General features: G+C 36.8%; 12 protein-coding genes. 7 read left to right on the top strand and 5 right to left on the bottom strand.

The window, feature by feature from the left end:
* Positions 1–25 precede the first annotated feature (25 nt).
* Positions 26–1,075, bottom strand: coding sequence for a tRNA preQ1(34) S-adenosylmethionine ribosyltransferase-isomerase QueA (gene queA, locus CHRYMOREF3P_RS06390; RefSeq protein WP_047388096.1), 1,050 nt, complete (start codon positions 1,073–1,075; stop codon positions 26–28).
* 154 nt (positions 1,076–1,229) lie between these two features.
* Here queA and CHRYMOREF3P_RS06395 point away from each other — a divergent pair, with 154 nt between their 5' ends.
* The 6 genes from CHRYMOREF3P_RS06395 (at position 1,230) to CHRYMOREF3P_RS06420 (ending at position 7,717) form a co-directional block, all read left to right on the top strand.
* Positions 1,230–1,955 (top strand): hypothetical protein, encoded by a 726-nt coding sequence (locus tag CHRYMOREF3P_RS06395; RefSeq protein WP_180564152.1) that lies wholly within the window; start codon positions 1,230–1,232, stop codon positions 1,953–1,955.
* A 25-nt stretch (positions 1,956–1,980) separates the two neighbouring features.
* Positions 1,981–2,673, top strand: coding sequence for an AIM24 family protein (locus CHRYMOREF3P_RS06400; protein ID WP_045499102.1), 693 nt, complete (start codon positions 1,981–1,983; stop codon positions 2,671–2,673).
* Between the two features lie 52 nt (positions 2,674–2,725).
* Positions 2,726–4,261: a peptidase M61 gene (locus tag CHRYMOREF3P_RS06405; protein WP_180564153.1), complete on the top strand. Its 1,536-nt coding sequence runs from the start codon at positions 2,726–2,728 to the stop codon at positions 4,259–4,261.
* Positions 4,262–4,393: 132 nt separating this feature from the next.
* Entirely contained in the window at positions 4,394–5,791 is a 1,398-nt protein-coding gene (locus tag CHRYMOREF3P_RS06410; protein WP_077418592.1) for a Gfo/Idh/MocA family protein, read from the top strand.
* A complete protein-coding gene (locus CHRYMOREF3P_RS06415; protein WP_077418591.1) occupies positions 5,781–6,695 on the top strand; it encodes a sugar phosphate nucleotidyltransferase in 915 nt (304 codons plus the stop codon). The genes CHRYMOREF3P_RS06410 and CHRYMOREF3P_RS06415 overlap by 11 nt, the downstream gene beginning before the upstream one ends.
* Entirely contained in the window at positions 6,686–7,717 is a 1,032-nt protein-coding gene (locus tag CHRYMOREF3P_RS06420; protein WP_077418590.1) for a phosphotransferase enzyme family protein, read from the top strand. The genes CHRYMOREF3P_RS06415 and CHRYMOREF3P_RS06420 overlap by 10 nt, the downstream gene beginning before the upstream one ends.
* A gap of 1,059 nt (positions 7,718–8,776) precedes the next feature.
* Here the strand turns inward: CHRYMOREF3P_RS06420 and CHRYMOREF3P_RS06425 are convergent.
* Both CHRYMOREF3P_RS06425 and CHRYMOREF3P_RS06430 read right to left on the bottom strand, forming a co-directional pair.
* Positions 8,777–9,271: a DNA-deoxyinosine glycosylase gene (locus CHRYMOREF3P_RS06425; protein ID WP_077418589.1), complete on the bottom strand. Its 495-nt coding sequence runs from the start codon at positions 9,269–9,271 to the stop codon at positions 8,777–8,779.
* Positions 9,272–9,591: 320 nt separating this feature from the next.
* Positions 9,592–11,586, bottom strand: a complete 1,995-nt coding sequence (locus tag CHRYMOREF3P_RS06430; protein WP_077418588.1) for a S9 family peptidase — start codon at positions 11,584–11,586, stop codon at positions 9,592–9,594.
* 207 nt (positions 11,587–11,793) lie between these two features.
* Between CHRYMOREF3P_RS06430 and CHRYMOREF3P_RS06435 the strand changes: the two genes are divergently transcribed.
* Positions 11,794–12,660 carry a chitobiase/beta-hexosaminidase C-terminal domain-containing protein gene (locus tag CHRYMOREF3P_RS06435; protein WP_180564154.1) on the top strand — a complete coding sequence of 289 codons (867 nt, stop codon included), beginning with the start codon at positions 11,794–11,796 and terminating at the stop codon, positions 12,658–12,660.
* A 51-nt stretch (positions 12,661–12,711) separates the two neighbouring features.
* Here the strand turns inward: CHRYMOREF3P_RS06435 and CHRYMOREF3P_RS06440 are convergent, their stop codons facing one another.
* On the bottom strand, positions 12,712–13,056 hold the full coding sequence (locus CHRYMOREF3P_RS06440) for a phage holin family protein (protein ID WP_047388083.1): 345 nt from the start codon (positions 13,054–13,056) through the stop codon (positions 12,712–12,714).
* A gap of 118 nt (positions 13,057–13,174) precedes the next feature.
* Entirely contained in the window at positions 13,175–13,597 is a 423-nt protein-coding gene (locus CHRYMOREF3P_RS06445; RefSeq protein ID WP_047388081.1) for a PaaI family thioesterase, read from the bottom strand.
* Positions 13,598–13,808 lie beyond the last annotated feature (211 nt).

Consider the following 13,808-nt stretch of genomic DNA (forward strand, 5'->3'; position numbering starts at 1 on the left):
TTTTAACTTGGCTCTTTTTACTTTTTTATAGAATTAACATTGCGTCACCGTAAGAATAGAATTTATACTTTTCTCTTACAGCTTCTTCATAAGCCTGCATTACGAAATCTTTTCCAGCAAAGGCAGCAATCATCATAAGCAGTGTAGACTTCGGTGTGTGGAAGTTTGTGATCATTGAAGTAGCTACTCCGAAATCGTGAGGCGGATAAATGAATTTATTTGTCCATCCGTTGAAAGCAGAGATCTTTTTGTTTGAAGAAACAGAAGTTTCCAATGCTCTCATTGTTGTAGTACCTACCGCACAAACTCTTCTGTGAGATTCTACTGCTCTGTTGATAAGGTCAGCATTTTTTTCATCGATGATGATCTCTTCAGATTCCATTTTGTGCTTAGAAAGATCTTCTACCTCAATCGGGTTGAATGTTCCCAATCCTACGTGAAGTGTTACTTCAGCAAAATTGATTCCTTTGATCTCTAATCTCTTCATCAAATGCTTGGAGAAGTGAAGACCTGCTGTAGGTGCAGCAACAGCTCCTTCTATTTTAGCATAGATAGTCTGGTATCTTTCTGCATCTTCCGGCTCTACTGCTCTTTTGATATACTTTGGAAGTGGAGTTTCTCCCAATTCTTTTAATTTCGTTCTGAATTCGTCGTAAGAACCGTCGAATAAGAATCTTAATGTTCTTCCTCTTGAAGTGGTGTTATCAATAACTTCTGCTACCAAAGATTCATCTTCAGTGAAGAATAATTTGTTACCAATTCTGATTTTTCTTGCCGGATCTACCAAAACATCCCAAACTCTGGTTTCTTTATCAAGTTCTCTTAATAAGAAAACTTCAATTTTAGCACCTGTTTTTTCTTTATTTCCGTAAAGACGAGCAGGGAAAACCTTAGTATTATTGAAGATAAACAAATCATCCTCATCAAAATAATCCACTACATCCTTGAATAATTTGTGCTCGATAGTTTGTGTTTTTCTATCAAGTACCATTAATCTAGCTTCGTCTCTGTGCTCTGATGGGTGTTCTGCTAATAATTCCGCAGGAAGATCAAAATTAAAATCTGATGTTTTCATTTTTTAAATTACGGTTTAAAAATTATTGTAATTACAAGGTGTAATTTTCGGAGTGCAAATATACGACATTGAATACCCCTTTGTCAAGTATTATTTACAATGAAATATAAAACCGTGATTTTACGGGGATTTTTAAGCTTAAAAAGTTCTATTTTTGGGAAAATTAAAATTCAGTATGGAGCCAGTAAGCAAAATATACTTCCTTAATAATCCGTATCCTAACGGACATAAGATCGTCACATTCAACTGGAGTGGACGAATTGATGAGTATGGTTTTATCTGGTTTGATTTTCATTTAAAAACTGAAGACTATTATGCCAATGATGATCATGACAGCGAAGAAGAAGACGAAGATTTATCGGACTGGGACTCTAAAGGCGTATGGGGAAACTACCATGCCTGTACTCTATCGTCAACGTATTGGGGGGAACAAAGAGGAATCAGAATAAACAATCCGGATGAAAAACTGGACTTTGATGCTGTTGTTAAAAAAGATCTTTTCAGTAACGATCTTCCGTCTGAACAACATTTTGACGATGAGGATCTGGCCTTCAATATTTATCTGCTTGGCCATGACAGCTGTGCAGGTCATAAAATCCGGTTTTCAGAAACAGACAACAATCAATATGATATTACATGGACCGGCAAGATAGCATTAACCTACGCGGGTGATGATGAGTTTTCCCATGAGTTCAAAGCAGAGATTTTCAATGCTGAATTTGAAGGATTCCATTATCCTAAAACCTGGTCGGTAGAAAAAGCTGCTGAGGTATTCAAAGCAAAACTTGCCAACTTTGAAGCCTATGAATTTGTGGATCTGAATCCTAAAAGTAATAAGAGAGAATATAAATTAAACAAAATCAAATCGATAACCGCATAAAATAACCAATCAAAAAATTATCATTATGAGTAAATATTCAATTGAAGCCTTTATCAACGAAACAAAAGAAAATCCGCAGCAAAGAGATTATTTTGAGCTGGAAACCAAACATCTTCTGGAAATCAACCTAAATAATCAGGCGGTATGGACTAAAAAAGGAAGCATGGTAAGCTATGTGGGAAATATCAATTTTGAAAGACAGGGAATGCTGGCCGGAGGAATTGGAAACCTTCTAAAAAAAGCAATCAGTGGTGAAGGAAGTAAGCTTATGAAAGCGGAAGGAACCGGAAAATTGTATGTAGCAGATTCCGGGAAAAAAGTACGTATCCTTTATCTGAATAATGAATCAGTATGTGTGAACGGAAATGATGTTCTTGCCCATGAGCAAAGTGTAAACAGTGATATTACTATGCTTAAGAGTATTGCAGGAATGATGTCCGGAGGACTTTTCCAGGTGAAACTTTCAGGAACGGGACATATTGCGATTACAACTCACGGAGATCCATTGACTTTACTGGTAACTCCTGATACGCCTGTATTTACAGATCCTAATGCCACTGTTGCATGGTCCGGAAATCTGAGCCCGGAACTGAAAACAAATGTTTCTTTCAAAAGCCTTATTGGCAGAGGAAGTGGTGAAGAGTTTCAGATGAAGTTCTCAGGCCACGGATGGGTATTGATCCAGCCTTACGAAGAAGTTTATTATATGGAAAAATAAAGTCAGCAAACCTTAGTAATTTTGTATTTTCGTAGTACTTAAAGCAATAGCAATGAATAGTATTATAAAGCTATTTTTTCTGATCGTTATAATTCCTAATATCATTATAGCCCAAAAAACAAAGAATAATTACGAATACAATATAGACCTTCTTCATATGTCCAACGATGAAGTCCGGGTATCTTTTTCGCCCCCAAAGAATGATCTTAAACAGGGCAAGTTTATTATTCCCAAACTGGTACCCGGATTTTATCAGGCTATGAATTTCGGACAATATGTTTCTAATTTCACAGCCACCGATAAAAACGGAAAAAAAATTCTGACCGAACGTCTGGATAAAAACAGCTGGCTGGTACATGATCTGAATCGTGTAAAGAAAATATCCTATCAGGTAGCGGATGGATGGGACTCTTTGGAGAAGGAATCCAATGAGGCAAGATCTGCCGGAAGTATGTTTATAAAAGACAGTGTTTCAGTCATCAATTATAATTCTTTAGTGGGATATTTTGAAGAAATGAAAGATATTCCTTACCAAATTACCATTACAAGAAACAAGGATTTTTATGCTTCCTCTGCTTTAGATTATCAACAGAAAAATAAAAACACGGATGTAGTTTGGGCAAAAGATTACCGGGAACTGGTAGATTCTCCTGTTCTATATTCGGTTCCAGACACAACGTGGCTCAAGATAGGTCATACTAAAGTGCTTGTATCATTTTATAATAAAAAGGAAAGACATTATTCCAAAACAATAGCTCATGAAATAGAGAACATTCTGAAAAATCAGCAGGCTTATCTGGGAGGCACATTACCGGTAAAGAAATATGCATTTCTAATTTATTATGAATCTTCAAATGAGAATGGATTTTTGGGAGATGGTCTGGAACACTCCCACTCTACAGTTTGCCTGTACAGATCCGGAAGTATGAAATTTCTTCCGAATGCTTTAAACAGAGTGGCTTCTCATGAGTTTTTCCATGTTGTTACTCCTCTCAACATTCATTCAGGAGAAATTCAGCATTATGATTTCCTGAATCCTGTCATGTCTAAACATCTGTGGCTGTATGAAGGAATGACCGAATATGCTACGATTCATATGCCTATCAAACAAAAAATGATCAGCCTGGAAGATTTTGAAAAGAGTTTGGAAGAAAAGATACATGGTATGAAAGAGTTTGACAACACATTATCTTTTACGGAAATGAGTAAAAATTCTATGGAAAGACAAGATCAGTATATGAACTTTTATATGAAAGGAGCATTACTCGGACTGTGTTTAGATATAAGGCTAAGGGAACTTTCTGATGGAAAAAAGGGAACTCAGAACCTGATGCAGATGCTTATGAAAAAATATGGAGAAGGTAAATATTTCAATGATGATGATCTGTTTGATGAAATTACAAAAATGACTTATCCTGAAATACGCACATTTTTCAGCAACTTTATAGAAGGCACCCAACCTATTCCTTTGAAAGAATATCTGGAAAAAGCAGGTTTCAACTATGATGAAATTACCGGAAAGGTAACTTCTCTACCCAATCCCGATTCAAAACAAATAGCTTTAAGAAAAGCATGGATTAATCAATAAATCTCCGGGATATTCACCATATGCTTTAAACTATTAAATTTTTCGACACTCAAACTAATGACCTCTTCAACTCCCTACTATCACAACGTCGGGATTTACAAAAGTTTTTAATATATTTAAGAAAAAAAATAGATGGACAATAGCAATTCGCGCAGGAACTTTCTTAAGACAGCAGCTTTGGCAAGCTTTGGGGCATTGGTTTTACCCAATTCATTATTTGCCTATTCCAATGATTTTAAAACAGATAAAAAAGTCCGTGTCGGTTTCATCGGTGTCGGTCTTCGTGGGCAGGAACATGTAAAATTACTGGCAAAGCGTAATGACGTAGAGATTGTTGCGTTTGCAGATCCAGAGAAAAGAATGCTTGCCGCGTCTCAAAAAATCTTAAAAGACAATAATAAGCCGGCTGCTCAGGAGTTTTCCAACGGTGAATATGACTATAGAAATCTTTTAAAATCAAAAGCAATAGACGCTGTTGTCATTGCTACTCCATGGGAATGGCATCTTACCCAAGGGGTAGAAGCTATGCGCGCTAAAAAAATTGTGGGTATGGAAGTTTCCGGAGCGATAAAGCTTCAGGACTGCTGGGAGTTTGTAAAGGTATATGAGGAAACAAAAGTTCCTATCTTTATGATGGAAAATGTATGCTACCGAAGAGATATTATGGCCATTCTGAATATGGTTCGTAAAGGAATGTTTGGAGAATTGGTACATGGAAGAGGCGGTTATCAGCACGATTTGAGAGGTGTACTTTTCAATGACGGCGTTACTCCTTACAATTCTGGTGCAGAATTCGGAGAGAAAGGATTCAGTGAAGCAAAATGGAGAACTGAACATTATGTAAAGCGTAACGGAGAACTTTATCCTACACATGGATTAGGCCCGGTAGCAATGATGATGGACATCAACAGAGGAAACCGATTAACGAGGCTGTCTTCATTCTCATCAAAATCTGTAGGGCTTCATAAATATATTGTTGAACATCCAAAAGGAGGAGAAAACCATCCTAGTGCCCAAGTGAAGTTCAATCAGGGAGACGTGGTAACAACACAAATTGCCTGTGCTAATGGAGAAACCATTCTTCTGACTCATGATACAAGTTTACAGAGACCTTATGATCTGGGCTTCCGGGTTCAGGGAACTGAAGGGTTGTGGCAGGATTTCGGATGGGGAGACTTCAACCAGGGTCATATTTATTTTGAAAAAACGATGAACCATACCCACCGTTGGGATAATACTGAAAAATGGATGCAAGAACACGATCATCCGATGTGGAAGAAGTTTGAAAACACTGCAGCAGGAGCCGGTCATGGCGGAATGGATTTCTTTGTGATGAATACTTTTATTGAATGTATTAAAAGAAATATAGAATTCCCGATGGATGTGTATGATCTTGCGTTGTGGTATTCGATTACGCCATTGAGTGAAGAGTCTATTGCCAAAGGCGGTCAGGTGATTGATATTCCTGATTTTACCAATGGAAAATGGAAAACCCGTAAACCTGTATTTGGAATGACCGATGAGTTCTAAGAAAACATTACTCATATTAGCAGGTGGATTAGGAAGCAGATATAAAGGATTAAAGCAGGTAGACGGAATACTCAATAACGGTTCGCCAATTCTGGAGTATTCTATCTTTGACGCTCTGGAAGCCGGTTTCCAAAAAGTAGTTATTATTGTCAATAAACTGATTCCTCAAAGTTATATTGAGAGACTCAATACCATTTCAAAGGCTAAAAACTTTGAACTTCACTGGGTATATCAGGAAATAGACAGTATTCCTATTTCGCTGGAAGGTTTTGATTATCCTGATCGTGAAAAACCATGGGGAACTGCTCATGCTGTACTTTGTGCAAAATATTCTATACAGGAACCGTTTGTGATGATCAACGCGGATGACTTTTACGGAAAAGAAGCGTATCAATTGGCTGCACATGAAATCAACCATCATCATATTTCAGATTCACAATTGGGTATGATTGCTTATCCTGTAGGCACAACATTGAGCGGTAATGGAGCTGTAGCCAGAGGAATATGTACACTGGATCCGGAAAATTATCTGATTAAGGTTGAAGAGCAGACTTCCATTCAAAAAATAAATAACTCCATCGTTTATATTAAAAATGGAGAAAATGTAAAATTAGATTCTGATACTTTGGTATCCATGAACTTTTTTATATTCCATCCTCATATTTTCTGTTATCTGGAAGCTTATTTTTATGATTTTATCGAATCTGATCCGCTGCCTACCCAGGAATTTTATATTCCTACTGCCGTACAGAGAATGATAGATGAAAACAGAGTACAGGTAAAAGTAAAAGCATCTCCGTCTCAATGGATGGGTGTCACTTATGCCGATGATAAAAAGGAAATTATAGATTTTCTGACTTCAGAGATTAAAAACAACAGATACCCGGAAGATTTATGGAGTTAAATGATATTATTAATGAGTTTATCGGTACAGATAATTATGAACTCACTTCTATTACTGACGGATTGATCAATACAACCTATCTTTTGGAAGATAAAGATCAGAGGAAAAAGTTTATTCTGCAGAAAATCAACAATCATGTTTTCAGGCAGCCGGAAGTCATCGTTAATAATCATTTAATGGTTAATGAAATTCTTAGAGCACATGATTATCAGTTTCAAATTATTGAACCTATCCCCTCTCTAAACAACAGGCTTTTGGTAGAAGATGCCGATGGTCAGCCCTGGCGTATGCTAAGTTTCGTAGAAAATAGTATGACCTTTCTTTCCGCCCCATCTTTACAGGTGGCTTTTGAAGCGGCTAAAACCTTCAGTTATTTCCTTACCACCATCAATACCGAAAAACTGCCTGCCATAGAAGATTCTCTTCCGAATTTCCTTAACTTTGAGAAAAGGGTTGCAGATTATAAAAATTCATTAAAGAATGCAGCTCCTTATTTAAAAGAAAATGCAAAGGCTGAAATAGAAATCACCAATAAGTTATTGTCTTTGCCTGATCAATGGATCGAAATGGAGAAAAACAATCGGATTCCCAAAAGAATCATCCATGCAGATGTAAAAATCAGCAATATTCTTTTTGATCAGAATCATAGCCCGCTGGCTGTGATTGATCTGGATACTATGATGATTTCTACTATTTTATATGATTTTGGAACGATGATCCAGTCTTATACCAATACAACCCATGAAGATGATGGCAGTGCCAAAAACAATTTCAACCCTGAAATGTATAAGGCTGTAAAAGAAGGGTTTTTATTTTATCTAAAGGAAAAACTGACCCCGGAAGAGTCTGGCAATCTTGATTATGCTGCACAAGTCGCCATTTATATCCAGGAACTTCGTTTTTTAACGGATTACCTGAACGGAAGCACTTACTATTCTATCACACATCCTGAGCACAATCTGGATAGAACAAAAAACCAGCTGGAGCTTTTGAAAGGACTGAGAGAATATTTGGGAGTTTGAGTGTCGGAGAGTTTGAGAATAATAGAGTAAAACAGATTCCTACGAAATGATAAAGATACGGATAGATAAAGCGTTCTGTTTGTCATTCCGTAGGAATCCAAGCCAGCTCTCTAAATCTAATCCCAAAATTAATCTCAAAAACTCCAGAATTCTTTACCGAGAATTACATACAATACTTAGACTCCTACGGAGTGACAAAGTGTACGGATAGATAATACATCGTATTTGTCCATTCCGAAGGAATCTATACTCTTACAGCCCAGCTCTCTAACTCTCCGACTCTCAAACCTACGAACTCTCAAACTCCCAAAAACTCCAGTATACTCTTCCATTCTTCCAATTTCTTCTCAAAAGATTCCTACGGAGTGACAAAGTGTATGGATAGATAATACATCGTATTTGTCCATTCCGAAGGAATCTATACTCTTACAGCCCAGCTCTCTAACTCTCCACTCCCAAAAACTCCAGTATCCTCTTCCATTCTTCCAATTTCTTCTCAAAAGATTCCTACGAAATGATAAAGATACGGATAGATAAAGCGTTCTGTTTGTCATTCCGTAGGAATCCAAGCCAGTTCTCTAAATCTAATCCCAAAATTAATCTCAAAAACTCCAGAATTCTTTACCGAGAATTACATACAATACTTAGACTCCTACGGAGTGACAAAGTGTATGGATAGATAATACATCGTATTTGTCCATTCCGAAGGAATCTATACTCTTACAGCCCAGCTCTCTAACTCTCCACTCCCAAAAACTCCAGTATCCTCTTCCATTCTTCCAATTTCTTCTCAAAAGATTCCTACGAAATGATAAGGATACGGATAGATAAAGCGTTCTGTTTGTCATTCCGTAGGAATCCAAGCCAGCTCTCTAAATCTTATCCCAAATTAATCTCAAAAACTCCAGAATTCTTTACCGAGAATTACATACAATACTTAGACTCCTACGGAGTGACAAAGTGTACGGATAGATAATACATCGTATTTGTCCATTCCGAAGGAATCTATACTCTTACAGCCCAGCTCTCTAACTCTCCGACACTCAAACCCTCAAACTCTCAAACTCCCAAAAACTCCAGTATACTCTTCCATTCTTCCAGCTTCTTCTCAAAGGAAACCGTATGAAGCGGACTTGTAGAAGGTAATAGGAAAATGGGCAGTTTATAACTTTTCCCCAACAGTTTTTGTAAATTTTTGTAAGATTTTCCACCATTGCAGAAAATGGCTTTCACGTTTGGATGTTTGTCCAGCAGTTCAGCAATCTGATTGGCTTCTTCATTTTTGATTTCAGAATCCAGGCTTCCTTTTCGCTCGCAGGAATCAATGACATCCCAAAGGGCAATATGATGTTTCTTTAATACTTCGATTCTCTGAGTATAATTTTCAGTAAATTCTTCATTCAGCAATTCAAAGATGATTTTCCAGAATTTGTTCTGAGGGTGGGCATAGTACTGTTGTTTTTCCAGTGATTTTACTCCGGGAATTGATCCTAAAATGATAATCCGAGAATGAACATCAATAAGAGGTGAAAATGAAGAAATCCGGTTTTGCATATTCAAATATAAAGATTTAATTTATTTAATCTGGCTGGAAGCTGGGAGCTTGTAGAAGGAAGTTATTGAGGTTATGAAAAACGGGTTGTCCGTATTTTCATCTTTTTTAAACAGTGCTATTATTAATTTATGGCAACCTCTATAAATGCTAAGATTAACAGCAACTTCCAACCTCTCCTCTTCCAGCTTCCAATAGCCTGAATTTTAATTTCCTTAACCCAACTCAGTTTATTTAAGTTTTGGCTAAAGCCATTGGATTTTTCATCATAAAAAAAAGCGGGCTAAAGCCCGCTCCTATTGATATTTTATTTTTATTGATCTTACAAAGTTTCCTTCAGCCAATCAAAGAATTCTCTCTGCCATACCAATCCGTTTTGCGGATGAAGTACCCAGTGGTTTTCGTTAGGGAAATAAACCAGTTTAGATTTTAATCCCCTTAATTTAGCAGCCTGGAAAGCTTCCTGCCCCTGCTCGTAAGGAACACGGAAATCAATTCCTCCCTGAACGATCATGATAGGCTTATTCCATTTATCTACAAAATTGCTTGGATTGAATTCTGTGTATGCTTTTGGTTGTGGTTTCTCCCATGGTGAACCAAGATCCCAGTTCGCAAACCAAAGTTCTTCAGTCGTCAGATACCATGATTTCATATCAAATAGCCCATCATGAGCGATGAACGTTTTGAATCTGTTTTCATGGATTCCTGCCAGCATAAATACGCTGTATCCTCCGTAGCTCGCTCCTACCGCTGCTACTCTGTCACCGTCTACGTATGGTAAAGTTTTTGCAAAGTCTGTGGCTGCCAGATAATCTCTCATTGGCTGTCCGCCCCAGTCTCTTGAAATTTCTTCATTCCACTTTGTTCCCCAGCCTGGCATACCTCTTCTGTTTGGAGCAACCACGATATAATCATTAGCTGTCATCAGAGCAAAGTTCCATCTTACACTGAAAAACTGAGTAAGAGCAGACTGTGGACCACCCTGGCAGTATACCAAAGTAGGATATTTTTTATTCGGGTCAAAGTTTGGTGGATAGTGGAACCAAACTCCCATTTCTTTACCATCAGAAGTTTTCACCATCTTAAGTTCAGATTTCCCCTGAGCTAACTTAGCATAAGTTTCTTTGTTCGCTTCAGTCACCTGCTTCATTTCTCCGTTTTTAACGTTTACTGAGAAAAGTTCTGTTGCATGGTTTACGTCTGTTCTTCCTACTAAAAGTGAAGATTTATTATCTGTAAAGATTTCGTTAACATCAAAATCTCCTTTTGTAATCTGCTGTACTTTTGCTGATTTTGAATCCAGGGCAAAAAGCTGTTTTGTACCTCTGAATGCTGCTGTAAAGTAGATTGTTTTTGAGTCCGCACCCCAAAGTACGTCTCCTGAAACACTTTCGTCCCAACCCGATGTAAGGTTAGTTGTCTTTCCAGACTTCCAGTCCATGATTTTCACATCATTTTTATCGGCTTCATATCCGTCTCTGGCCATACTCTGCCAGATCAGAGATTTTCCATCCGGACTGAATTTAGGATTTACATCATATCCTTTGTTGGATTCTGTAAGATTTTTGGTTGTACCTGATGCTAAATCGTAAGCAAAGATATCGGTATTGGTACTTGTAGAATAGTCTTTTCCACTTTTAGGTTTTGTAACATATAAAAGCTGTGCAGAATCTGAACTCCAGATAAAATCTTCAGCGCCCCCGAAAGGTCTCTGAGGAGAATCCCACATTTTTCCTTCCAGCAGGTCTTTAGCTGATTCTGCTTTATCAGAAGTATTTACTACAAATACATGGTTGTATTTTCCTTCATTGAAATAATCCCAGTGTCTGTGGTTCAGGTCTGTGTATACCTGAGCCGTCGTTTTAGGAGTATCACTGAATTTATCTTTCCCCATTACTTTCTCTACCAGCACCTGCTTACTGAAAGCAATTTTCTTCCCGTCCGGAGAAATGACAACATTATCAACTTCACCGATGGTATAAAATTCTGTCCAGGTTTTTCCTGCATCTTTAGAAAGATAGATTTTATCACCTTCCTGAGCATAGATACCGTTTTTATCCCATTGAATAAGGGCTTTTTTACCAAAATCAATTTTGGAAGACTGATTATTAAGAACATTCAGAAAATAGTTCTCGTTTTTTGTTTTCTCTGTTTTCAGATCAACCTGTCCTACTTTATAGATAAGGGAGCCCTGATCTGGTGAAACAGCCTGTACTCCAACTTTTTTCAAAGTCCAAAGAATTTCAGGCGTCATTACTTGTTGTGCATTCATTAAAAGCGGAGCTGCCAAGGCCAGCAGACTGTACTTAAGTTTCATATGTTGATATTCATTTTTTAACGGATATACAGAATCCTAATGATTTTATACATCCTTTTATTAAATTCAAAGATTGCCAAAGTTAATATTTAAAATAAAAACGGACTAAAGAATTAACATTTAAGTTTTACGATATTGAAAATAAATAGTTAATATGCAGATGAATTTTTATTAATTTTATAAAAACTAAACTAATATCCATTTTACATGAAAAAATTTCTCCTTTTTTCTGCACTCTTTGTGTCTTCTTTCTTTTTTTCACAGTTAACGATAAGCCCTTTCCCCAATCATTATTATAATGCTTATCAGGCAACTATTTCGGGAAACGGAACTATTTATTATACTACTGATGGGAGCACCCCTACATTGAGTTCCAGTTCAGCAGTCAATAATGTACAGATTCCCATTGATCAGAATAAAGAAATCAAAGCATTTCTTGTTGATGGTCAGGGAAATTCATCAGCTGTCATCAGTAAAAAATATTATACAGGAAGTATTCCTACGGCCAACATTTACTTTAAAATTCCTTCTACATGGATTACCGGAAGCTGTGTAATGATTGATATGGTAAGTCCCAATTCCATTGACGGATTTGCCATGGATACCTTCTGGCCAGGAGTTGTAATGCAGCCTGCAGGATGTGAATCCTGGTATAAGACTGCCAGAAATTTTGAAAGTGCCAATGTACGTTTTAACAATTGTACTCTCTTTGAAAATATTCCTGCAACCATCAGCACCAATTTGATTCCTATGGAAAGTACTTTGTATTATGATTTTACTGACGGAATTATAACAACTCCACCCTCATGTTTATTTTTAGCGACTCATGAAACGCAGCAAAAAAACAGCAATGTTTTAATTAAAGTTTACCCGAATCCTGTTTCAGATATTTTAAAAGTAAATACGGACAGGAATTTTCAGGAATATGAGATTATAGATGTGAATGCAAGGGTGATTGTAAAAGACCGGTTTGTAAAAGAAATTTCTATTCATCAACTTATTTCAGGAAATTATTTTCTAAAACTAAAAGATTCAAAGGGAAATTTGGTGTTGTTGAAGTTCATTAAAAAATAAAAAAAATCCGCTTGTTGAGCGGATTTATATTTTGATCTGTAATGTTTTTAATTAATCTCCATCTGAGAACATTGAATTCGCCAGAGAAGTCACAATTGACAATAATATACTGAAGATAAATGCCCACCAGAAACCATCTACCACCATACTGTCTATGAAATAGTCCGCAATCAGAATAATTCCGGCATTGATTACCAAAGCAAAGAATCCTAAGGTAAGGATCGTTAACGGCAGACCAAACAGGCTTAAAATAGGCTTTACAAATATGTTCAGAACCCCAAGCACAATAGCAAAGATAATGGCTGAAGAAAATCCTTCAAAATGTACTCCCGGTAAGATTTTGGTCAAAAGATAAGCAACAATCGCTGTTATAAATAATCGGATAATTAAGTTCATTGAGTTATTTTTTAATGTTTATGGGGGATATGGAGCAAAAGCCATTCCATTTCAAAAAAAAGAATTCCGCGAAACCCTTTATTTAAGGAATATTTTATCTGTTATTCCCCTTAATCCGTTATTTTATTTTCATCATAGTGACCAAAGAGGTCGCCACGTGACTTTCTGAGTCGGAATTTTCACTCTGAACATAGATTTCCGTTCTCACCACAATGATTTTCCCTCCCCCTTTGATAACATAGGATTTTGATACTAAAGCATCACCCATTGCAGGACGAAGGTAATTCACTTTCAATTCAACGGTTACCACATAACAGTCTTCTGCATAATGACTCACGGCAGCATATCCGGAAGAAACATCCACAAGAGAAGCAATCATAGCTCCATTGAACATTCCTGCTTTCCGGGTCATCATTTCCATTTTAGGAATCTTCATGGATATAAAATCGGTTTCTACTTCCAGCAGTTCTGCTTTATAGAACTGTAAAGTTTCCGAACGGTTGAAGCTGTCTGTGATGAGTTTTCTTTTTTCTGGAGTCATTACTTTTTGAATTTGCATGTAAAGGTAGAAATTGATTTAAAGATTAAAGAATTTAAAGATTAAAAATTTCCAGTGTCAGGAAGCTTTGAGGGAACTGAGATAAACTTATACTGCTGTTTGATCTCTACATGAATATTTAAACCTTATATATATTAGAAATTTGTACGGGTTTTGTGGTGTGTGGTTTTGTTCAGCAATAATCAAAATTTTT

The organism is Chryseobacterium sp. JV274 (assembly GCF_903969135.1).
In the GTDB taxonomy this organism is placed as follows: Bacteria; Bacteroidota; Bacteroidia; order Flavobacteriales; family Weeksellaceae; genus Chryseobacterium.

Bases quoted from the DNA above. Each gene is read 5' to 3' on its own strand.
- queA (WP_047388096.1), bottom strand. From the start codon at position 1,075: ATGAAAACATCAGATTTTAATTTTGATCTTCCTGCGGAATTATTAGCA.
- CHRYMOREF3P_RS06400 (WP_045499102.1), top strand. From the start codon at position 1,981: ATGAGTAAATATTCAATTGAAGCCTTTATCAACGAAACAAAAGAAAAT.
- CHRYMOREF3P_RS06405 (WP_180564153.1), top strand. From the start codon at position 2,726: ATGAATAGTATTATAAAGCTATTTTTTCTGATCGTTATAATTCCTAAT.
- CHRYMOREF3P_RS06410 (WP_077418592.1), top strand. From the start codon at position 4,394: ATGGACAATAGCAATTCGCGCAGGAACTTTCTTAAGACAGCAGCTTTG.
- CHRYMOREF3P_RS06415 (WP_077418591.1), top strand. From the start codon at position 5,781: ATGAGTTCTAAGAAAACATTACTCATATTAGCAGGTGGATTAGGAAGC.
- CHRYMOREF3P_RS06420 (WP_077418590.1), top strand. From the start codon at position 6,686: ATGGAGTTAAATGATATTATTAATGAGTTTATCGGTACAGATAATTAT.
- CHRYMOREF3P_RS06425 (WP_077418589.1), bottom strand. From the start codon at position 9,271: ATGCAAAACCGGATTTCTTCATTTTCACCTCTTATTGATGTTCATTCT.
- CHRYMOREF3P_RS06430 (WP_077418588.1), bottom strand. From the start codon at position 11,586: ATGAAACTTAAGTACAGTCTGCTGGCCTTGGCAGCTCCGCTTTTAATG.
- CHRYMOREF3P_RS06435 (WP_180564154.1), top strand. From the start codon at position 11,794: ATGAAAAAATTTCTCCTTTTTTCTGCACTCTTTGTGTCTTCTTTCTTT.
- CHRYMOREF3P_RS06440 (WP_047388083.1), bottom strand. From the start codon at position 13,056: ATGAACTTAATTATCCGATTATTTATAACAGCGATTGTTGCTTATCTT.
- CHRYMOREF3P_RS06445 (WP_047388081.1), bottom strand. From the start codon at position 13,597: ATGACTCCAGAAAAAAGAAAACTCATCACAGACAGCTTCAACCGTTCG.